Source organism: Variovorax sp. Root473, from assembly GCF_001426505.1.
GTDB lineage: Bacteria > Pseudomonadota > Gammaproteobacteria > Burkholderiales > Burkholderiaceae_C > Variovorax.
The window spans coordinates 81102-102474 of the sequence record NZ_LMEV01000001.1 but is presented as its reverse complement, the minus strand read 5'-3'; the positions used below and the strand labels follow the sequence as shown (position 1 = coordinate 102474).

18 protein-coding genes and 2 pseudogenes are annotated in these 21373 nt (G+C 69.2%); 9 read left to right on the top strand and 11 right to left on the bottom strand.

The features are described 5' to 3' along the window. Positions 1-4 precede the first annotated feature (4 nt). Positions 5-988, top strand: a pseudogene (locus tag ASD34_RS28555) (Bug family tripartite tricarboxylate transporter substrate binding protein); the annotation flags it as partial. Positions 989-1049: 61 nt separating this feature from the next. On the opposite strand, the gene ASD34_RS00445 reads toward ASD34_RS28555, so the two are convergent. Genes ASD34_RS00445 through ASD34_RS00430 form a run of 4 tightly spaced genes read right to left on the bottom strand, consistent with a single transcriptional unit; the run spans position 1050 to position 4245 of the window. Next, positions 1050-1865 (bottom strand): SDR family oxidoreductase, encoded by an 816-nt coding sequence (locus tag ASD34_RS00445; protein ID WP_056571577.1) that lies wholly within the window; start codon positions 1863-1865, stop codon positions 1050-1052. Continuing rightward, on the bottom strand, positions 1862-2659 hold the full coding sequence (locus ASD34_RS00440; protein WP_056571573.1) for an enoyl-CoA hydratase/isomerase family protein: 798 nt from the start codon (positions 2657-2659) through the stop codon (positions 1862-1864). Before ASD34_RS00440 ends, ASD34_RS00445 begins: the two co-directional genes overlap by 4 nt. A gap of 8 nt (positions 2660-2667) precedes the next feature. Then, positions 2668-3066: a Zn-ribbon domain-containing OB-fold protein gene (locus tag ASD34_RS00435; protein WP_056571569.1), complete on the bottom strand. Its 399-nt coding sequence runs from the start codon at positions 3064-3066 to the stop codon at positions 2668-2670. Positions 3067-3069: 3 nt separating this feature from the next. After that, the gene (locus tag ASD34_RS00430) at positions 3070-4245 is read right to left on the bottom strand and encodes a thiolase domain-containing protein (RefSeq protein WP_056571566.1); all 1176 of its coding nucleotides are present in this window, start codon (positions 4243-4245) and stop codon (positions 3070-3072) included. 70 nt (positions 4246-4315) lie between these two features. On the opposite strand from ASD34_RS00430, the gene ASD34_RS00425 reads away from it, so the two are divergent. From ASD34_RS00425 to ASD34_RS00400, 6 genes are read left to right on the top strand one after another with little or no spacing between them, the layout of a single operon-like run. Continuing rightward, positions 4316-5089, top strand: coding sequence for an SDR family NAD(P)-dependent oxidoreductase (locus tag ASD34_RS00425; RefSeq protein WP_056571564.1), 774 nt, complete (start codon positions 4316-4318; stop codon positions 5087-5089). Positions 5090-5096: 7 nt separating this feature from the next. Continuing rightward, positions 5097-6134: a phosphotransferase gene (locus ASD34_RS00420; RefSeq protein ID WP_056571562.1), complete on the top strand. Its 1038-nt coding sequence runs from the start codon at positions 5097-5099 to the stop codon at positions 6132-6134. Positions 6135-6184: 50 nt separating this feature from the next. Continuing rightward, positions 6185-7234, top strand: coding sequence for a hypothetical protein (locus ASD34_RS00415; RefSeq protein WP_056571559.1), 1050 nt, complete (start codon positions 6185-6187; stop codon positions 7232-7234). Further along, complete coding sequence (locus tag ASD34_RS00410) at positions 7231-8046, top strand: enoyl-CoA hydratase/isomerase family protein (RefSeq protein WP_056571556.1); 816 nt, start codon at positions 7231-7233, stop codon at positions 8044-8046. Before ASD34_RS00415 ends, ASD34_RS00410 begins: the two co-directional genes overlap by 4 nt. After that, entirely contained in the window at positions 8043-8936 is an 894-nt protein-coding gene (locus ASD34_RS00405) for a MaoC/PaaZ C-terminal domain-containing protein (protein ID WP_056571551.1), read from the top strand. The genes ASD34_RS00410 and ASD34_RS00405 overlap by 4 nt, the downstream gene beginning before the upstream one ends. Continuing rightward, positions 8933-9925, top strand: coding sequence for an NADPH:quinone oxidoreductase family protein (locus ASD34_RS00400; protein ID WP_082548445.1), 993 nt, complete (start codon positions 8933-8935; stop codon positions 9923-9925). Before ASD34_RS00405 ends, ASD34_RS00400 begins: the two co-directional genes overlap by 4 nt. Positions 9926-9947: 22 nt before the next feature. On the opposite strand, the gene ASD34_RS00395 is transcribed toward ASD34_RS00400, so the two are convergent. The 5 genes and pseudogenes from ASD34_RS00395 to ASD34_RS00375 form a co-directional block, all read right to left on the bottom strand. Next, positions 9948-10967: an NADPH:quinone oxidoreductase family protein gene (locus tag ASD34_RS00395; RefSeq protein WP_056571546.1), complete on the bottom strand. Its 1020-nt coding sequence runs from the start codon at positions 10965-10967 to the stop codon at positions 9948-9950. A gap of 2 nt (positions 10968-10969) precedes the next feature. Then, positions 10970-11950 carry a Bug family tripartite tricarboxylate transporter substrate binding protein gene (locus ASD34_RS00390; RefSeq protein ID WP_056571543.1) on the bottom strand — a complete coding sequence of 327 codons (981 nt, stop codon included), beginning with the start codon at positions 11948-11950 and terminating at the stop codon, positions 10970-10972. A 65-nt stretch (positions 11951-12015) separates the two neighbouring features. Next, a complete protein-coding gene (locus ASD34_RS00385; RefSeq protein ID WP_056571540.1) occupies positions 12016-14160 on the bottom strand; it encodes a 3-hydroxyacyl-CoA dehydrogenase NAD-binding domain-containing protein in 2145 nt (714 codons plus the stop codon). A 7-nt stretch (positions 14161-14167) separates the two neighbouring features. After that, complete coding sequence (locus tag ASD34_RS00380) at positions 14168-15376, bottom strand: acetyl-CoA C-acetyltransferase (protein ID WP_056571537.1); 1209 nt, start codon at positions 15374-15376, stop codon at positions 14168-14170. Positions 15377-15408: 32 nt separating this feature from the next. Next, positions 15409-16220: pseudogene (locus ASD34_RS00375) on the bottom strand (SDR family oxidoreductase). A gap of 179 nt (positions 16221-16399) precedes the next feature. Here ASD34_RS00375 and ASD34_RS00370 point away from each other — a divergent pair. Next, a complete protein-coding gene (locus ASD34_RS00370; protein WP_056571534.1) occupies positions 16400-18070 on the top strand; it encodes an AMP-binding protein in 1671 nt (556 codons plus the stop codon). A 44-nt stretch (positions 18071-18114) separates the two neighbouring features. Continuing rightward, on the top strand, positions 18115-19272 hold the full coding sequence (locus ASD34_RS00365) for an acyl-CoA dehydrogenase family protein (protein WP_056571531.1): 1158 nt from the start codon (positions 18115-18117) through the stop codon (positions 19270-19272). A gap of 67 nt (positions 19273-19339) precedes the next feature. On the opposite strand, the gene ASD34_RS00360 is transcribed toward ASD34_RS00365, so the two are convergent. Together ASD34_RS00360 and ASD34_RS00355 are read right to left on the bottom strand one after the other, a co-directional pair. Further along, positions 19340-20311 carry an NAD(P)H-dependent flavin oxidoreductase gene (locus ASD34_RS00360; protein WP_268810561.1) on the bottom strand — a complete coding sequence of 324 codons (972 nt, stop codon included), beginning with the start codon at positions 20309-20311 and terminating at the stop codon, positions 19340-19342. Between the two features lie 15 nt (positions 20312-20326). Next, positions 20327-21325: a Bug family tripartite tricarboxylate transporter substrate binding protein gene (locus ASD34_RS00355; protein ID WP_082548444.1), complete on the bottom strand. Its 999-nt coding sequence runs from the start codon at positions 21323-21325 to the stop codon at positions 20327-20329. Positions 21326-21373 lie beyond the last annotated feature (48 nt).

The following is a 21373-nucleotide window of genomic DNA, read 5'->3' as shown; positions in this document are numbered from 1 at the left end:
TTTCATGTGTGCGTGCAATAAGGTTCAACCAATAAAAATTGGAGACAACACAACCATGAATCTCAACCGTAGACAAGTCATGGCGGTCGGTGCCGCCGCACTGGGCGGCGTGCCCCCCGCCGTTCATGCCCAGCCGGGCGGCAGCTATCCCACCGGACCCATCCGCTTCGTGATTCCCACGGCGGCCGGGGGTGGCCACGACATCATGATGCGGCTCATCGGCCAGAAGCTCAGCGAGCGGCTGAAGCAGCCTTGCATCGTGGACGCGCGCCCGGGTGCCAGCGGCGCGCTGGCGGCCTCGGCGGTCGCCAACGCCCCGGCAGACGGTCACACGCTACTGCTGGCCTACAGCGCCTTTCTCAGCAACACGGTGCTGCTGGAAAAGGTGCCCTACAAGGTGGAAGACTTCGCCCCGATCAGCATGCTGGCGCTCACGCCCATTGCGCTGGGCATCAGCGAGTCGATCGCGGCTTCCACGCTCAAGCATTTCGTGGCGCTGGCGAAGACGCGTCCCGGCGAGCTGTTCTACGCTTCCTATGGGCCCGGCAGCGGTGGGCACTTCGTGGGCGAGCTGTTCAACATGGCCGCGGATATCAACGTGGTGCACGTGCCCTACAAGGGCGAGACACCCGCGTTGATGGACGTGCTCGCCGGTCAGGTGCAGGCGTCGTTCACCTCGGTGGGCGGGGCGCGCCGCTATCCGGGGCGCATCCGCGCGCTTGCCGTGGCCACCAAGGAGCGCTCGCCCAGCTACCCGGACGTTCCGACATTCGCCGAACTCGGCTACCCCGCGGTGGATATGCCCGGATGGGCGGCCCTGATGGCCCCGGCGAAGACGCCGCCCGCCATCATGCAGACACTGACGCGCGAGATCAACGCCGTCGTCATGCTGCCTGAGGTGAAGGCCAAGCTGTCGGAGCTGGGCTTCGATGCGGTGGGTTGGGATGTGCCGCCCACCAAGGCCTTTATGACGGAGCAGCTGGCCGCCNGGGGGGGGGGCGCCGCGCGCCTTCCCCGTGCCGCATGAAGCGGCCGGGATTCCCGCCTTCTCAGATGAAGGAGTCCGGAATCAGGTCGTCTTCCGGGCAATCGCTGTACCCGGAGAAGTCAGTGACGCCGGTGTCCCGCAGCACCTGCTCGTCCAGGCAGAAGTTGCCGCTGAAGGAGCGGTCGCGCGTCAGGATGGCGTGCGCGGCGTCCGCGACGATGTCGGGGCGGCGCGTGCGCTTCATGGTGGTGTCCCCGCCGAGGATGTTCTGCACCGCGGCGGTTCCGATAAAGGTCCTGGGCCACAGCGCGTTGACGGCCACGCGGTCGCGGAACTCGCCCGCCATCCCCAGCACGCACATGCTCATGCCGAACTTGGCGATGGTGTAGGCCACGTTCGGCTTGAACCAGCGTTCCTCCATGTTCAGCGGCGGCGAGAGCATCAGCACATGGGGGTTCTCGGCCTTGAGCAGGTGCGGCAGGCAACTGCGCGTGACCAGATAGGTCCCGCGCGTGTTGATGCCGTGCAGCAGGTCGAAGCGCTTCATGTCGGTTTCGAGCGTGCCGGTCTTGCTGATCGCGCTGGCGTTGTTCACGCAGATGTCGATGCCGCCGAAGCGCGCGACGGCCTGCTCGACCGCCGCCTGAACCTGGTCTTCGTGACGGATGTCGACCACCAGCGCAAGTGCCTTCCCGCCCGCGGCTTCCACAGCCGCCGCCGTCGTGTGGATGGTGCCCGGCAGCTTGGGATGCGGATCGCCCGACTTGGCGGCGATCACAATGTTCGCGCCGTCGCGCGCGGCGCGCACCGCGATGGCCAGGCCGATGCCCCGGCTGGCCCCGGTGATGAACAGTGTCTTGCCTTGGAGTGTGCTCATCTTTTCACCTTGGGAAAGCCGCGATAGGGTGGGGACGTCTTGGCCAGCATGGCCTCGATCGCCACGCGCGGCTCGGGAGCGCTGAAGGCGGCGGCCTGGCTGCTCGCCTCGAGCGTGAACATGGTCTGCTGGTCGGCGTCGAGCGATGCGTTCAGCGCCGCCTTGGTCAGCGCCAGCGCGGTCGGCGCGGCGTTCGTCAGGCTCTCGGCGATCTGCCGCACGCGTTCTTCCAGCAGCGCGCTGTCGTGGACCTCCATCACCAGGCCCAGGCGAAGCGCCTCCTCGGCGTCGACGTCGCGGGTGGAGAACATCAGTTCCTTGGCGCGCTGCATGCCCACGGCGCGCGGAAGCAGGTACAGCGCGCCGAGGTCGGGCACCAGGCCCAGGCGAAGGTAGGCCATCGAGAAGCGGGCGTTGGATGAGGCAACGACCATGTCTGCGCTGAGGGCCAGGGCGAAGCCGGCGCCCATGGCCGGGCCGTCCACCGCCGCGATCACGGGGCGGCCGATGTTCATCAGGTCCTGGACGAAGCGCAGGCCGGTCTTGATGCGCTGCTGCCAGTACTGCGGGCCGGCGTCCAGGTGCTCCTGCAGGACATGCAGATTCCCGCCGGCGCAGAAGACGCCGGGGCTGCCCGCGAGCACGAGCACGCGGATGTCCAAGTCTTCGCGCACCTGCGCCAGCACCTCCATCAGGTCGGCGCGCAGTTCGGCATCGAACGGGTTGTGCTTTTCGGGACGGGCCAGGCGGATCCAGCCCACGCGATTCACGACCTCGAAGTGGAGTGTCTTCATGGCGGACTTCAGGCCGGGGCGAACATGGGAACGGGTTGACCGTCTTCGGCGGACTTGAACACGACCTTGACGCGTTGCCCGATCCGGACCGTGTCCAGGTCGCAGTCCACGATGTTGCTCAGCACGGTGATGCCCTCGTCCAGCGTCACATAGGCAATGGCGTAGGCATGGGGGCCCGCCTTGCGGGTCACGCTGACGCTGTAGACGCTGCCCAGGCCGCTGAGCGCTTCCCAGTCGGTGTCGCCCTGGCAGTAGGGGCAGATCGGCCGGGGATACCAATGCAGCTTGCCGCACGACTGGCAGCGGCGGGTCGTCAGGCGGCCGTCGCGCGCGGCCGACCAGAAGGCTTCGCTGGAGGCGTCGACCAGCGGGGCGGCCAGGGGGCGTTCAACATAGGGTGTCGTCATTCCTCATTCCCTTTCCATGATCAGAGTGGCGCTGCCGTGGCGCGAGCCGAGCAGGCCGCCGGTGCCTTGCGCGAGCGCGAGGTGGCAGCCGGGAACCTGCACCTTGGGGTGCGCTTCGCCGCGAAGCTGGCGCACGGCCTCGATCACCTTGGTGATGCCGCCGCGGTTGGCCGGGTGGTTGTTGCACAGCCCGCCGCCGTCCGTGTTGAATGGCAGCTTGCCCACGCCGGAGATGAGATTGCCGTCCGCCACGAAGCGGCCGCCTTCGCCCTTCTTGCAGAAGCCAAGGTCTTCCAGCTGCATCAGCACGGTGATCGTGAAACTGTCGTAGATCGACGCGTACTGGATGTCCGAGGGCTTGACGCCGGCCTCGGCGAAGGCCGCGGGGCCCGTGACGGCCGCACCCGACCAGGTGAGGTCGACCTGGCCGCCGGCCTGCCCCTTGATGGTCTCGGCGGCCCCGAGCACCTTCACCACGGGCCGCTTCAGCCTGCGCGCGATCTCGGGGCGGACCACCACCAGCGCGCCACCGCCGTCGCTGACGACGCAGCAATCGAGCTTGCGCAGCGGGTCCGCGATCAGGGGCGAGGCCAGCACGTCGGCCACTGTGACGGGGTCGCGCAGCATGGCGTGGGGGTTGTGCTGCGCGTGGGCGGCGGCCGCGACCTTGATCCAGGCGAGCTGCTCGGAAGTGGTGCCGAACTCGTGCATGTGGCGCGCGGCGGCCAGGGCATACATGTTCACCGTGACGGGGCTGTACGACATCTCCCAGGGCACATCGGGGGTGGACGCGGTGACCAGGCGCTGGCCGACGCCCACGCCGCTGCCCCCTTCGGTGCGCGGCCGGCCGGCCAGCGTGATCAGCGCCACGTCGCACTTGCCGGCGGCGATGGCCTGCGCGGCATGCGCCACGTGGATCAGGTACGCCGAGCCGCCGGTGTCGGTGTTGTCGATGTGGCGCAGCCGCGTCAGGCCGAGGTAGTCGGCCATGCTGTTGGCGCCCAGCCCGGGGGCGTCGCCGGCGCAGAAATAGCCGTCCACGTCGGCCAGCGTGAGGCCGGCGTCCTGCAGCGCGCCGCGCGCGCACTCGGCGTGCAGCTGCGCGACCGTTTTGTCCGGCGCCTTGCGCGTCGGATGTTCATAGGCACCTGCGATGCAGGCCTGACCCTTGATCGTCATGACTTCTCCAATTGACGGGAAACAGGTACCTAGAATATCATTGGTTCAACCATCAAACAAGGAGTATCGAATGCATCCCATCGTTTCCCTCGAAGGCCGCACCATCGTCGTCACCGGCGCGGGGCAGGGCATTGGCAAGGCGATCGTCGAGACGGTCGTCGCGCTCGGCGGCAACGCCATTGCGGTCGACCTCAATGGCGACACGCTGAAGGCGGTCGCGGCGCAGCAGCCCGAGGGACGCGTGCTGGCGGTCCAGGGCAGCGTGGCGGATGCGGCGCTGGCCGACCGCGCCGTGGCCGATGGCGTGGCCCGCTTCGGGGCGGTGCACGGGCTGGTGAACAACGCGGGCATCATCCGTCCGGCAATGATCGAGAAGATGACCGATCCGCAATGGCAGGACGTCATCGACGTGCACCTGACCGGTTCGTTCTACTGGACGCGCGCCGCCGGCCGCCACATGGTCGAGCGCGCCAAGGCCGGCGACACGACGGGCGGCTCCATCGTCAACATCTCGTCGGACGCCGGCCGCAAGGGCTCCATCGGACAGATCAACTATGCCGCGGCCAAGGCGGGCCTGCTGGCCATGTCGATGACGGCCGCCCGCGAATGGGGGCGCTACAACATCCGCGCCAACTCGGTGTGCTTCGGCGTGGTGGAAACCCCGATGACCGAGGTGGTGCGCGGCGAGAAATTCCGCGACGGCATGCTGGCGCAGATCCCCATGGGTCGCTGGTCGACGCCCGACGAAGCGGGCAAGGCGGTCTGCTTCCTGCTGTCCGACGGCGCCAGCTACGTCACCGGCCAGCACCTGGGCGTGAACGGCGGCTTCCACATCAGCCTCTGAGCGGCGGATGGAAGCGGCAGCCCACGACCTCGACACCGCCCGCCTGGGCGAGCTCATCGGCCGGGAGGTCGAGCCCTTCGCCGGCGCGCTGACGGTGCAGCGCATCCAGGGCGGGCAGTCGAACCCGACCTACATCGTCGGCGCCGGCGACCGGCGGTATGTGCTGCGCCGCAAGCCCTTGGGGCCGATCCTGCCCTCGGCGCACGCCATCGAGCGCGAGTACCGCGTGATGCACGCCCTCGGGCCGAGCGACGTGCCCGTGCCGCGCGTGCGCCTGCTGTGCGAAGACTCGGCGCTGCTGGGCAGCGCGTTCTACCTGATGGACTTCGTGGACGGCCGCATCCTGGACGACCAGACCCTCCCGGGAATGACGCCGGCCGGCCGCCGCGACCACTACGCTGAACTCAACCGCGTGCTCGCGCGGCTGCATGCGCTGCAGCCCGACGCGCACGGACTGGGCGACTACGGGCGCACCGGAAGCTATGCGCAGCGTCAGCTCGAACGCTGGATGCGCCAGTACCGCGCGAGCGAGACCGGGCGCATCGAGGCCATGGAGAACCTGATGGCCTGGCTCGCCGAACGCATTCCCGTCCAGGAGAGCACGACCGTGGTGCACGGCGACTACCGCCTGGACAACGTGGTGTGGCATGCGCACGAGCCGCGCATCGTGGCGGTGCTGGACTGGGAACTCTCGACGCTCGGCGATCCCCTGCTGGACTTCGCCTACCACTGCATGACCTGGCACCTGAAGCTGGGAACGCACCGCACCCTGGCCGGCGTGGCGCTGGCGCCGCTGGGCATCCCCGAGGAGCCGGGCTATGTGGCCATGTACGCCGAGAACACGGGGCGCCGGGCCGACGCGATCCTGGCCCACTGGCCTTTCTACATGGCGTTCAACATGTTCCGCCTGGCCGCGATCCAGCAGGGCGTGGCGAAGCGGGCCCTCGATGGCAATGCGGCAAACACGCGCGCACGCGACGTGGCCGCGCGGGTCCACGCGACCGCCGAAGCCGGGTGGGCGCAAGCCTGTCGCGTGCTGGCCTGAGGCGCCGACCGGACGTGCGATCCGACAGAAATTTTCCCAGGAGACCTCTGATGTATATGCCCCCGAACTCGCGGCTGCGCCTGGACCCCCGGGACGAGTACACGCACGACCCCGAAGCGGCATCCAACTACAACGAGAGCATGTACTTCAACGTGTTCGACACGCGGCAGGGCGTGGGTGCGTGGATGCGCATCGGCAACCGGCCCAACGAAGGGCACGCGGAGATGAGCTGCTGCGTCTACCTGCCTGACGGGCGCGTCGGCTTCATGTTCGCGCGCCCCGCGATCACCGGCAACCGAGAGATGGCGGCCGCGGGCATGCGCTTCGAGGTGCTCGAGCCCTTTCGCCGCCTGCGGGTGTCGTACGTGGGCGAGCTGCTGGTCATGGACGACCCGCATGCCATGGCCGATCCGAGCGCGGCTTTCAAGCGCTACCCCAAGCGCCGTGCCGAGCTGCAGCTGGAGTTCGAGGGCGTCTCGCCCATGCACGGCGGAGAGATCGTCGGCATGGACGGCGCCCCGATCGCGCTGGATCCGGAGCAGGCCGTCTACCGCGGCCATACGGAGCAGCACATGGCCGTGCGCGGCCGGATCGTCGTCGACGACCAGCACTTCGAGCTGATCGACGCCACCGGCTACCGGGACAAGTCGTGGGGCCCGCGCCACTGGCACAGCTTCTACTGGTACAAGTGGTTGCCCGTGGCTTTCAGCCGCGACTTCGGCGTGCTGCTGTCCGTCAAGGGGCGGCCCGAAGGCGGCCCGAACCGCATCAGCGGCAACGTGCTGCGCAACGGCGTCTACGAGCCGGTGCTCGACGGACGCATCGACGCGGACTACGACGCGCACTGGTATCCCCGCCGGTTCAGCGCCTGGATCAAGACCAGCGAACGTACCTACGAGCTGCAAGGGCGCATCCTGGCCACGCTGCCGCTGCGCCACAAGCGCAAGGATGCGTCGGACCCGGACAGCTACACCCGCATCACCGAGAGCATGAGCACCTACACGTGCGAAGGCCACACCGCCCTGGGCATGACCGAGTTCTGCGACGTGATGCAGCGCGGCACACCCATTTCGACACTGAAACAGGAGACTGCCCGATGAGCGACACCGTCGTGCTGGAGCGCCGCGCGGGCGTCCTGCTGATCACCTTGAACCGTCCCCAGGCCAAGAACGCCCTGGATGCGGCCACCACCGACGCGCTGACCGCCGCCTTGCGCGCCGCGCGCGACGACGAGACCGTTCGCGCCGTCGTGCTGACCGGCGCGGGCGGCGACTTCTGCGCGGGCGGCGACGTCAAGGGCATGGGGCAGGGCGGTGCGCGCACCCCCGAGCAGCGGCGCGCCGGCATGGGGCGCTACCGCGACCTCACAACGGCCATGGCCGGACTGGACAAGCCGGTGATCGCCGCCGTCGACGGCGTGGCTTTCGGCGCGGGGCTGAGCCTGGCGCTGTGGGCCGACATGGTGCTGGTGAGCGACCGCGCCCGCATGGCCATGGTGTTCCACCGCATCGGGCTCGTGCCGGATGTCGGTGCCTGGTACACCTTGCCGCGCGTCGTCGGCTTGCAGCGGGCCAAGGAACTGGTGTATTCGGCCCGCGAGTTCGGCGCGCACGAGGCGCTGCGCATGAACCTGGCGCTCGAGGTGCACGCGCCGGAGCAACTCCTGGCGCGCGCACTCGAGATCGCGCACAGCCTGGAAGGCGCATCGCCGCTGGCCCTGAGTCTCTCGAAGCAGGCGCTTCACGCATCGCTGCAGTCCGACCTGACGACCATGCTCGACATGGAAGCCACGGGCCAGGCCATGGCCGGTGCCAGCGACTACGCCCGCGAATCGATACGCCGCTTCGCATCCCGTGAGCCGGCGCAGTTCCGCTGGGCCGCACTTCCTTCTTCCCATCCATCGAAATCATGATCGACTACGACAAGACCAAGGCCTGGCGCTCCGGCGCCGTTCATCACGCCTATGCCGCGCGCGACACCATCCTCTATGCGCTGGGACTGGGCATCGGCAGCGACCCGGTGGACGCGCGGCAACTGCGCTACGTGTACGAGAAAGAGCTGGTCATCCTGCCCACGATGGCTGCGGTGCTGGCCTCGCCCGGGGCCTGGATGCGCGAGCGCACCGAGCTCGGAATCGACTTCCTGAAGCTGGTGCACGGCGAGCAGGGCGTGGTCATCCATGCGCCGCTGCCCGTGGCCGGCGCGGTCGTGGGCGAGAGCCGCGTCACCCGCATTGTCGACAAGGGCGAGGGCAAGGGCGCCGTGATGCATGTCGAGAAGACGCTCAAGGATGCGCAAAGCGGCGTGCTGCTGGCCACCGCGGAGCAGGTCCTGTTCCTGCGGGGCGATGGCGGGTTCTCCGGCGGCAGCGGCGGCGACGCACCGGCGCCCGCGGCGCCCGGCATGCCGCAGACCCCGCCCGGGTGCGTGCTCGAGATGCCCACCCGCCCCGAGGCGGCGCTGGTCTACAGGCTCAGTGGCGACCTCAACCCCTTGCATGCCGATCCGGCCATGGCCGCGAAGGCCGGCTTCCCGCGTCCGATCCTGCACGGGCTGGCGACCTGGGGCATGGCGGGGCGCGCGCTGGTCCAGGCCTTCTGCGACCAGCAGCCGTCGCGCTTGCGTGAGTTGCGCGCGCGGCTGACGGCGCCCGTCTATCCCGGCGAGACGCTGGTCTTCGAGGCTTGGCTGCGTGATGGGGCCGATGGAGGCGATGCGGGCGAGGCCGCGTTCCGGGTCCGCGTCAAGGAGCGGGACGTGGTCGTGCTCAACAACGGTCTGGCGCGGTTCACGGCCGCATGAGCGGCCCGCGTATGCGCGCCTGGCAGGTCGCGGCGCTGACGGAGCCGCCCAGCCTGGCACTGTGCGAGGTCGAACGCCCCGTGCCCGGGGCGCACGAGTACCTGATCCGGGTGGAAGCCTGCGGCCTGGCTTTCGGCGACACGCTGATCGTGCGCGGGCGTTACCAGATCAAGCCGCCGCTGCCTTTCGTTCCAGGCTCGGAAGTGGTCGGCGTGATCGTCGAAGGCCCTGCAGGTGGCTTGCCCGTTGGCACGCGCGTCGCCAGTTCCTGCCAGCAGGGTGGATGGGCCGAGTTCGCGCGGGTGCCGGCCCGGTTCGCGCTCGCGCTGCCGTCGGGCCTGGCACCCGGCGTGGCACTGGCGCTGCGGAGCAACTTTCCCACCTCGTTGTACGCCCTGCGGGAAGTGGCGCGGCTGCGGCCGGGGGAAACGGTGCTGGTCCATGCGGCGTCCGGCGGCGTCGGCAGCGCGGCCGTGGCCCTTGCGCGCTGGCTGGGTGCCCGCGTCATTGCCACGGCGGGCGGCGCGGCCAAGGTCGCGGCCGTGAAGGCGTTGGGCGCGGATCAGGTCATCGACTACCTGGCCGGCGATTGGGTGGACGCCGTTCGCCGCCATGCGCCCGAAGGGGTCGACGTTGTGTTCGATCCGGTCGGCGGCGACGTGGGTGTCCAGAGCCTGCGCTGCCTCGCCTTCGGGGCGCGCTACCTGATCGTCGGATTCGCAGGCGGCGCGATCACCGCCTTGCCTGCCAACAAGCTGCTGCTGCACAACGCCACGGCCCACGGCGTTCTCTGGGGCGAGGTGCGCAAGCGCGACGCGGCGCTGGCGAACCGGCTGACCTCGGATGTGTACGAGGCCCACGCCCGGGGCGCGCTGGCTTTGCTGGAAGGGCAGGGCTTTGCGTTCGAGGCAGCCCCGCGGGCCCTGAGCGCGCTGCACGAACGCCGAAGCATCGGCAAGCTCTGGCTGGAGACGACGGGCGCGGCGTGAAGCGCCGTGCCTTGAGGGCGCGTCAGGGCGCCAGGCGAATCACCACCCGTCCCAGCGTCTCGCGCCGGCGCACCTGCGCGAAGGCCTGCGCCAGTTGCGCGGGTGCCAGCACCTCCTGGATGCGCGGGCGGACCAGGCCCTGGGCATGCAGCCGAAGGACATCCGCCTGCACTTGCCGCGTGACGCTGCTGTCGCGCGCGGCGGCCTGGCGGTAGTCGACCCCGATCAGCGAAGCGCCCTTGACGATCGCGAGGTTGGTTTTCAGGGCATGGATGGTGCCGCTGGTGAAGCCGACAACCAGGTGGCGCCCGTTCCAGCCCAGCGTGCGAAAGGCCGTGTCGGTGGCGTCGCCACCGACCGGATCGAACACCACGCCGACACCCGGTTCGCCGCAGAGGGATTTCACCTCGTCCTTCCATGCGCCGCTGCTGCTGTCCACCGCAACATCGGCGCCGGCGGCCATCGCCGCGGCCCGCTTGTCGGGCGAGGACGCGGCTGCGATCACCCGTGCGCCCAGCGCCTTGCCGACCTGCACCGCCGCATGCCCGACGGCACCGGCCGCGCCGAGGACCAGCAGGTTCTCCGAAGGCCGCAACTGCGCGCGCTCGCGCAAGGCATACAGCGCCGTGGCGCCGGGCGCCATGAGGGCCGAGGCCTCGGTGTCCCAATCCGCACCGGCTCGTTGCATCGCGGTGGCCGAGAGCTTGTGCACGGCCGTGGCGGGGAGCGCGAGCGTTTCGGCCCAGGCGCCCTGGCGCACGCCGCACACCGGATCGCCGACGTGGAGGCCGTGAGTGTCGCCTGCGCCGCAGGCTTCCACCACGCCGCTGAATTCAGATCCGGGCACGAAGGGCGTGGGCGGCTTCCATTGGTAGCCGCCTTCGATAAGCAGCAGGTCCACGAAGCTGATCGCGAAGGCCCGCACGCGCACGCGGACCTCGCCCGGCCCGCAGGCCGGCGTGGCGACGGTGTCCAGGCGCGGAATGGCGCCCGGCAAGGCGTTGTGCACCCGCCAGGCGCGATGAAGCGAGTCGGTGGCCATGTTCAATTGACCAGGATCGCGCTCTGCTTCTTGATGGCGGTCCACTCCTCGGCGGACTTGCGCATCACCCCGGCGAACTGCTCGGGCGTGAGCGGCGGCGCCACTTCGAGGCCGTACCTGAGCATCTGTTTCTGGAACTCCGCCTGCGACGTCACTTGCTGGATGGCGGTGTAGAGCTTGTCGACCACGGCCTTTGGCGTCTTCGCGGGCGCGAAGATGCCGCAGAAGCTCTCGGTCGTCATGCCGGGGATTCCCAGCTCCAGGAAGGTGGGCAGGTCGGGCAGCGCTTTCCAGCGGCGAGGGCCGGACACGGCCAGGTTGCGCAGGCGGCCATCGGCGCCGAACGTGACGGCGCTGGCGCTGGAGATGACGGCGGCGTCGAGCCGGCCGGCGTTCAGGTCGGGCAGGATCGGCGCCTCGCCCTTGTAGGGCACATGGTTGAGTTCGATGTGTGCGCCGCGCGCGAAGACCTCGCCGAAGTAGTGCGAGCTCGACGCATGGCCCGTGGTGGCGAAGTTCAGCGGGGCCTTGCTCGCCTTGGCGTTCTTCACGAACTCGGCCAGCGTCCTGGGCCCATTGCCCGGCACGGCCCAGATCGCCGGCAACTCATACAGCCGCGCCACCGGCGCGAAGTCCTTGTGCGGGTCGTAGGTGATGTTGGGCAGCAGGATCGGGTTGCTGACCAGCGCAGTCATGTTCAGCAGCAGCGTGTAGCCGTCGGGCGCCGAGCGGGCCACCATGTTGGTGCCGATCAGCGAGTTGGCGCCGGGCCGGTTGTCGATCACGACCGGCTGGCCCAGGACCGGCTCGAGGCTGCGCGCGAGCATGCGCGCCACGCCGTCGGTCTGGCCGCCCGCCGGAAACGGCAGGACGAGGGTGATCGGGCGGCCCGGCCATGCGGCCTCCTGGGCCCGGGCGGGCACCGAGCTGAGGCCAGCGAAGCCGGCGGCGGCCAGTGCCAGCGTCTGACGGCGATTCATCATGAAGTTGTCTCCTTGTAGTGATGTGAGGGGAGCGCCAGCCGATGCGCGCCGGCGCGCCGTATCGATCAGACGAAGCGTTCCTCGCGCCGTGCCATGTCCAGCAGCATGTCCGGCGGCGCGAAGCGTTCGCCGTAGCGCGCGGCCAGGGCCGAGGCGCGCCTTGCGAAGGCGTCCAGTCCGACCATGTTCACGAACTGCAGCGTCCCGCCGGTCCAGCGCGGGAAGCCGATGCCCAGCACCGAGCCGATGTTCGCGTCGCGCGCATGGTCGATCACGCCTTCTTCCATGATCCGAATCGATTCGATCGCCTGGATGTAGAGGATGCGGTCGCGCAGATCGGCCAGCGGCACGTCGACGCCGTCCCGGCCGAACTCCTGCACCAGCCCGGGCCACAGCCGCTTGGGCGCGCCTTCGGGATAGTCGTAGTACCCGCCGCCGCCCGCGCGGCCAGGGCGGCCGAGGCCGTCGGCCATGCGCGTGATCACGTCCCAGCCCGGGTGCGCGGCCATGGCCCTGCCTTCGGCGGCGAGGTCCGATTCGGTCTGCCGCTTCACCGACAGGCTCAGTGCCATCGAGGTCTCGTCCATCACGGCCAGCGGACCGACCGGCATGCCCACGCCGAGCGCCGCGTTCTCGATCAGTGCGGCGGGAACGCCTTCACCCAGCATGGCCGCGCCTTCCTTGGTGAAGGTGCCGAACACGCGGCTGGTGAAGAAGCCGCGCGCGTCGTTGACCACGATCGGCGTCTTGCCGATCTGCCTGACATAGTCGAGTGCGCGCGCCAGCGTCTCGGGCGAGGTTTCGCGGCCCTTGATGACCTCGACCAGCGGCATGCGGTCCACGGGCGAGAAGAAGTGCAGGCCCACGAAGCGGTCCGCGTTGCGGCTGGCCTGGGCCAAGCCGGTGATCGGCAGCGTCGACGTGTTGGAGGCGAAGATCCCGTTGCCGGCCAGCAGCGGCTCGGCTTCGGCGGTCACCCGCGCCTTGAGCTCCCGGTTCTCGAAGACGGCCTCGATGATGAGCTCGCAGCCGGAGAGATCGGCGGCGTCGGCGGTGGGAACGATGGCCTGCAGGACCTCGTCGCGGCGGGCCTCGGTCAGCGCGCCCTTGGCGATGCGCCTGGCCATCAGTTTCTCGCTGTACGCCTTGCCCTTGCCGGCCTGCTCGACGGACACGTCCTTCAGCACGGTGGTGATGCCGCGCATGGCGTTCACGTACGCGATGCCCGCGCCCATCATGCCCGCGCCGAGCACGCCCACGCGCTGGAACTTCGCGGGCGGGAAGCCGGCCGGGCGGCCCTTGTCGGACTTGATCTCGTTCATCTGGAAGAAGAACGTGGTGATCAGGTTCTTGGCGACCGGCCCGGGGGCCAGGCGTGCGATGTAGCGGCTCTCGATGGTGCTGGCGGTGTCGAAGTCCACCACCGCGCCTTCGACCGCGGCCGAGAAGATCGCCTGCGGCGCGGGATAGCAGCCGCGCGTCTTCTTCATGAGCTGGACCGGCGCGGTGCGCAGGAAGGTCAGAGAGGCCGGTGCCAGCGCCGTGGCGCCGGGCAACTGCCAGCCCTTGCGGTCCCACGGCTGCACGGCTTGCGGGTTGGCGAGGATCCAGGCGCGGGCTTTTTCAAGGAGCGTGCCGCTGTCGGCGGCCACGTCGTCGATCAGGCCCAGCGCCACGGCCTTGCGGGGGGCGAAGGTGGTTCCTTCCATCAGGTAGGGCATGGCCGCTTCCAGTCCCATCATGCGCACCAGCCGCACGATGCCGCCGCCGCCGGGAAGCAGGCCCAGGCCCACTTCGGGCAGGCCCAGGGCGATGCGCTGGTCGTCCAGCGCGAAGCGGGCGTGGCAGGCCAGGCACAGCTCGAAGCCGCCGCCCAGCGCGGTGCCGTTGATGGCCGCCACGACCGGCTTGCCCAGTTTCTCGAGGCGGCGCATCGTGGCCTTCATGCCCTGCGCGCGCTCGAAGAGCGCACCGGCCTCGTCCGCCTGCACGGCCAGCAGGCTGTGCAGGTCGCCACCGGCGAAGAAGGTCTTCTTTCCCGACGTGACGATCACGCCCGTGATGCGGTCGCGCTCGGCCTCGATCCGATCGACCGCGGCCGCATGATCGGTGCGGAAGACCGTGTTCATGGTGTTGGCCGACTGGCCGGGCATGTCGATCGTCAGGGTGACGATGCCGTCGGCGTCTTGCTGGTACTGAATGCTGCTCATGTCTGTCTTAAACCCGTTCGATGATGGTGGCGATGCCCATGCCGCCTGCCACGCAGGCCGTGACCAGTCCGCGCCGGAGCTGGCGGCGCTCGAGTTCATCCAGCAACGTGCCGATGAGCATCCCGCCCGTGGCGCCCAGCGGATGCCCCATGGCGATCGCCCCGCCGTTGACGTTCACCCGCTCGGGGTCCACGCGCATTTCGCTGATGAAGCGCAGGACGACGGACGAGAACGCTTCGTTCACCTCGATGAGGTCGATGTCGTCGATGGCCAGCCCGGCTCTTCGCAGGGCCAAGCGGCTTGCGGGCGCCGGGCCTGCCAGCATCAGCGTCGGCTCAGTGCCGATCGCCGCCACCGACACCACGCGGGCGCGCGGCGTGAGGCCAAGCGCCTGGCCCTTTTCTGCTGTGCCCAAAAGGAGCAGCGAAGCCCCGTCCACGATGCCCGATGAGTTGCCCCCGGTGTGCACGTGGGTCAGCCGCTCCAGCTGCGGGTACTTCATCAGCGCGAGCGCGTCGAAGCCGCCCAGTTCGCCCATGGCCTGGAACGAGGGCTTGAGGGCACCGAGCTTCTCGGCCGTGGAGTCCGCGCGGATCAGCTCGTCTTCCGCCAGCAGGGTGAGGCCGTTGATGTCCTTCACCGGCACGATCGATCTGGCGAAGTGGCCGTTGGCGCGTGCGTGCGCGGCGCGCTGCTGCGAGCGCAGCGCGTAGGCGTCGACGTCGTCGCGGGTGTGGCCGTCCAGGCTGGCCAGCAGGTCGGCCGCCACGCCTGTCGGAACCGGCTGGAGCTGGAACACCAGCTCGGGCTTGGTGTCGCGGGGACCGGGCGCGCCGCCCATGGCCACGCGCGACATCGATTCCACGCCGCCCGCGACGATCAGGTCTTCCCAGCCGGAGCGCAGCTTCGCGGCGGCGATGTTGACCGCCTCGATGCCCGAGCCGCAGTAGCGGTCGAGCTGCACGCCCGGCACCTGCCAGTCCCAGCCGGCGCGCAGCGCGGCCGTCTTGGCGATGCATCCGCTTTGCTCGCCCACCGGCATCACGCAGCCGATCAGCGCGTCCTGGATCTGCGAGGTGTCGAGCCGGTTGCGCACCTGCAGTGCCTGCATCAGGCCCGCAAGCAGGTCGACGGGGTTGACTTCGTGAAGGCGTCCGTCGGGACGGCCCTTTCCGCGCGGCGTGCGCAGCGCGTCGTAGATGAATGCTTCTTTCATTCGAGCTCGTTGGTTGGGGAGAAAGGAGGAGTTCAGTGCGCCGGCAGCGGACTCAGTGCGTCGGCCGAGGCGTCGCCCAGGCGCATGCCGCCGTCGCAGTCGAGCACCGTGCCCGTCACGTAGCGCGACAGGTCGCTGACCAGGAAGAGCGCGGCGTTCGTGATGTCTTCGAGATCGCCGTAGCGGCGCAGCGGCAGGCGGGCCTTCATGGCCTGTTCGCGCTCGGGCGACGCGGCCAGCTTGGCCATCCCGGGCGTGCCGCAGATCGGGCCGGGCGACAGCGCATTCACGCGCACGCCCGCGGGTCCCCACTCCATGGCCAGGCAGCGCACCGTCATGTCGATGCCGGCCTTGCCGCATTGGCATGGACCTGGAACATGCCCGCGACCTGCGCGCCGGGCGCGGTGATCGACAGCAGCGAGGCGCCGGGCTTGCGCAGGTGATCGAAGCTCGCGCGCAGGACATTGAAGTTGCCCAGCAGGTCGATGTCGGCCACCGTCTTGAATCCGTTGGCGCTCAGGTGCGCTGCGGGGGCGTGGAAGTTTCCGGCCGCGCCCGACACCACGATGTCCAGCGGGCCGAAATGCCGGTGGGTCTCTTCCATGACGGCGGCCACGCCGGCGTAGTCGCGCACATCGGCGGCGCGCGCGAGCACCTCGTGCCCGTCGCGGCGAAAGCCCTGCGCCGCCGCCTCGATGCGCTCGGGGCTGCGACTCAGGATGGCCACGCGTGCGCCCGCCCGGGCCAGGCGTTGCGCGATCGCGAGATTGATGCCGCTGGAGGCGCCGGCCACCAGTGCCGTCTTTCCCGCCAGGAGGTTGGGAGCGAAACCCGCGTGATCCATGAAGCGCTGCCTCTGATTCTTATTGGTTGATCCTTTCGATGCTATGACTTAAGAAATGCGACGTCAACAATAAAGGTTGAACCTTTAATTGATGGCGGATAACATTCGCTCCGATTCCTGCCCCGAGCGAGCGCCCGGGGCGCGGCCGACAGACCCCACTCCAGCGTCCGGATCCATCCATGAGCACTGCATCGCCTGCTTCCCCCTTCTGGCCCAAAGGCCTGGCCACCAGACTGGATCTGCCCCAGACCACGCTGGTGAGCAATCTGGAGATCGCCGCCCGTCGGTATCCGGACAAGGCGGCCTACCGTGTCTACGGTCACGACGTCACCTTCGCCGCGGTCTGGCGCGATGCGCAGGCCGTGGCGGGTTGGCTGCAGAGGCACGCCGGGGTTCGCGCCGGCGACCGCGTGCTGCTCTCGGGCCAGAGTTCGCCCCAGTTCGCCACCGCGTACCACGGCATCCAGCGCGCGGACGCCGTCGCCGTGCCGGTCAACCCGATGAACCTGCGCGAGGAGTTCGAGCATGCGGCGCAGGACAGCGGCGCGCGCGTGGCGATCGTTGCGCAGGAACTCTGGCCGCAACTGCAGCCGATCGTGGGCACGCTTGTCGACCACGTGGTTCTCTTCGCCTACAGCGAAGGGTTGCCGGATCTCGAGGCGGACACCCCGGACTGGTTCATGGCGCCGCCCCGGTCCGTGGACCACGCCGCGGTCTCGGCGTGGACGGCGGTGGTGGACGCGGCGCTCAGCCCCGACCCGGCGAGCGCGGGGCCCGACGACCTGGCGCTGATCGCGTTCACCTCCGGCACCACGGCGCGGCCCAAGGGCTGCACGCACACCCATCGCACGCTCATGGCGGCGGCGGTCACGCCCTGCGTCTGGCGCGGCGATGGTCCTCAAGACACCTTCCTCGGCGCATCGCCGATGTTCCACATGCAGGGGCTGCAGGCCCTCATCAACACGACCACCTACCTTGGCGCCACCGTGGTGCTGCTGCCGCGCTGGGACGCGGCGCGTGCGGCGAAGCTGATCGTGGCGCACCGCGTGAACCGCTGGGGCGTCGCGCCGCCGATGCTGCTGGACCTGCTCGCGCTGCCGGGTCTTCGCCCCGAGACGCTCGCAAGCGTCGCCGTGATCACCGGCGGCGGCTCGGCATTGCCGCAGGCCGTGAACGAGCGCCTGACCGAAGAGCTGGGCATTCACTACATGGAGGCCTACGGCATGACCGAGACCGCGTCCATGCTGATGGCCAACCCGCTGCATCGGGGCAAGCGCCAGTGCCTGGGCATCCCGCAGTTCGGCGTGAGCGCGATGGTGGTGGACCCGGTCACGCTCGAACCCTACCCGGACGGCGAGACCGCCGAGATCGGCGAACTCTGGGTCGCGGGCGAGCAGGTGTCGCCGGGGTACTGGAACAACGACGCGGCCAATGCCGCCTCGTTCGTGACACGGGACGGCGCGCGCTGGCTGCGCACCGGCGACCTGGTCCGGCGCGATGCCGACGGTTATTACTTTCTTGTGGACCGCCTCAAGCGAATGATCAATGTCGGCGGCTACAAGGTGTGGCCGACCGAGGTCGAGTCCCTGCTGCACCGGCACCCGGCCATCCAGGAGGCCTGCGTGATCTCCGTGCTGCACCCCAGCCGGGGCGAGCAGGTCCGGGCCGTGGTGGTGGTGCGGGAGGGCCAGCAGCTGGCGCGGGATGAGCTCATGGAATGGTCCCGAGGCCAGATGGCCACCTATAAGTGCCCTCGCGAGGTCGACTTCGTCGAGCGGCTGCCCCGCTCGGGCACCGGAAAGATCGATTGGCGCACCCTGCAGGACGCCGCGCGCGCGGCGTCGCGCTGAGCGGACACAAACCTCTTCACACACGAACCACGGAACGACCCCACATGCGTCAACCTGCCTGGCTGGACAGCGAACTCGAAACCCTGCGCGACAGCGCCCGCCGCTTCTACGAGACCGAACTCCTGCCCCACGAAGAGCGCTGGGGACATCAGCAGGTCGTGGACCGGGACGTCTGGTACAAGGCCGGTGAAGCGGGGCTGCTGTGCCCGGGCATCAGCGAAGCCTTCGGCGGCGGCGGCGGCAACTTCAAGCACGAGATCGTGCTGTTCTCCGAGCAGGGCCGCATGCTGTGCCCGGGCCTGGGGAACTCGCTGCACAGCGGCATCGTCGCGCACTACATCGAGAACTTCGCCAGCGAATCGCAAAAGCACGCGTGGCTGCCGAAGATGGCCAGCGGCCATCTGGTCGGCGGCCTTGCGATGACGGAGCCCGGCACGGGCTCCGACCTGCAGAGCATCCGCACCACCGCACGCCGTGAAGGCAACGAATACGTCATCAACGGCACCAAGACCTACATCACCAACGGCAGCACCGCGAACCTGATCTGCCTGGTGGCGAAGACCGACCCGGCGCAGGGCGCGCGCGGTATCTCGATCATCGTGGTGGAGACGGACAAGGTGAAGGGCTTTCGCCGCGGCCGCACGCTCGCGAAGGTGGGCCTGCATTCGCAGGACACGGCCGAGCTGTTCTTCGACGACATGCGCGTGCCGTGCGAGAACCTGCTCGGCCCCGAGGAGGGACAGGGCTTTCGCCAACTGATGAAGGAGCTGTCCCGGGAGCGCGTGATCACCGCGGCCATGTCGCTCGCCTGCATGGAGCGCGCCATCGAGGAGACGCTGCGGTTCGTGGCCGACCGGAAGGTGTTCGGCCAGAGCCTGCTGCAGATGCAGAACACGCGCTTCAAGCTCGCGGAATGCCAGACCAAGGCGGCCCTGGCGGGCGCCTTCCTCGACGAGTGCGTCGACAAGCTGGTGCGCGGCCAGCTCGATGGCGCGACCGCCGCCATGGCCAAGTGGTGGATCACCGAGGCCTGCGGCCAGGTGGTGGACGAATGCGTGCAGCTCCATGGCGGCGCGGGCTACATGCTGGAATATCCGATCGCGCGCCTTTATCAGAACGTGCGCATCCACCGCATCCTGGCAGGCACCAACGAGATCATGAAGGAACTGATCGCGCGCGACATGGAGAAAAGCCTGGGCTGAGCCGCGGGGTGAGGCCTGCATGCGGCAGGGCGGCCCGGTCTGCGTCCACCGGGCGGCCTTGCTCTTGCTAGAGGAGGGCTGCCGACGCCGCCAGCCGCTCGCGGCATTGCCGCATCATCCGGTCCACCAGGTCCTGGCAGCTGGGAATGTCGTCGATCAGGCCGACCACCTGGCCCGCCCAGACGACCCCGTCGTCGACCGTGCCGCTTTCCAATGCGGCGCGGCCGCGCGCGCCGGCCACCAGCGGGCGAAGCTCCTCGAAGCTGCAGCCGCCGGGGCGGCGTTCGAGCGAAAGCACTTCATTCGAGATCGGGTTGGACAGCACGCGCGCCGTGTTGCCCAGCGTGCGGAACATCAGGCGCGTGTCGGTCTCGCGGGCGCGTACCAGGGCGGTCTTGATGTTCTCGTGCACGGGCGCTTCCTGCGTGGCCACGAAGCGGGTTCCCATGTTGACGCCCTGCGCGCCCAGGGCCAGCGCCGCCGCCATGCCCCGGCCGTCGGCGATGCCGCCCGATGCGATGACCGGGATCGAGAGTGCCGACACGGCGGCGGGGATGAGCACCAGGCCCGGGACATCTTCCTCGCCGGGGTGGCCCGCGCACTCGAATCCGTCGATGCTCACGATGTGAACGCCGCGTTTTTCCGCCGCCAGGGCGTGGCGCACGGAGGTGCATTTGTGGATCACCGTGATGCCCGCCCGGATCAGGCGCTCGAACACCTCGGCCGGCACATTGCCGGCGGTCTCGACCACGGGCACCGCCATGTCGATGATGGCGGCGAAGATCTCGTCGTACGGCGGCGGCGTGACCGTGCGCAGCATGGTCACGTTGACGCCGAAGGGCTGCCCGGTCAGGGCGCGGCACCGGGCGATCTCGGCGCGCAGCGCATCCGGCGTGGGCTGCGTCAATGCGCTGAGCATGCCCAGCGCGCCGGCATTCGAGACGGCCGCAGCCAGTTCGGCGCGGCCGACCCATTGCATGCCGCCCTGGACGATGGGAACTCGGATGCCGAGCCTGGAGGTGATTTTTGGGGGGTTCAAGGCGGGGGTCTCCACTCAGTCGAGCTTGATGTTGTTTTCGCGAACGATCTTCCCCCAGGCCTTCAGGTCGGCCTCGACGACGCCGGCGAATTCCTTGCTGGAGTTGCCCACCGGCTCGAAGCCCATCTCGTAGATCTTGGCCTGCACGTCCGGCATGGCGACGATCTTGCGGATCTCGTTGGAGAACTTCTCGACCACCGGCGCGGGTGTGTTCGCGGGCAGGAAGACGGCGCCCCAGCCCGGCAGGTTGATCTCGGGGAAGCCGGCCTCGGCGAAGGTGGGCACATCGGGGAACTGCTTCAGCCGGCGCGCGCTCGCGACCGAGATGAGCTTGACCTTGCCGCCGCTGAGCTGGCGGGCATAGAAGCCGACGGACCCGTAGGCCAGGTCGATGTCCCCGCCCACGAGGTCGATGAACGAGGCGGCTTCGCCCTTGTAGGCCAGGTGTTTGATGCGGATGCCGGCCGCCTTGTTCAGGCCTTCGCCAATGATGTGGCCGCCCGAGCCGACGCCGTAGCTGCCGAAGCTGAGCTTGTCGGGTGCTTGCTGGGCCAGCTTGACGACGCCCTTCAGGTCGTTGGCGGGCAGCGCGGCCTTGGCGGCGAGCGCGATGGGAAAGGACGCGACCAGCGACACCGGAACGAAGTCCGCCGCGCGGTATTGCGGGTTGGGGTGCATGGCCAGGTTCTGCACGAAGCCGCTGATGGTGAACAGCGCGGTATGGCCGTCGGCGGGCGACTTGGCCACGGCCGTGGTCGCAAGGATGGTGTTCGCGCCGGGGCGGCCTTCCACGATCACCTGTTGGCCCCAGGCCTCGCCGAGCTTCTGGGCGACGACGCGCGCCAGCAGGTCCAGGTTGCCGCCCGGGGCGGTGGGGATGATGAAGCGCACCGGCTTCGTCGGGAAGGCCGGCTCGGCACGGGCGGGCGCGAGCGCGAACAGCATCGATGCCGCCGTGGCCGTCGCAAGCAGGAGGCAACGGCGCTGGAACATGGGACGAGAGCGTGGGGTCATGGGGCGGTCCTGGAAGAAGTGAAGGAGTCGGGCCGGTGCCTGCGCAGC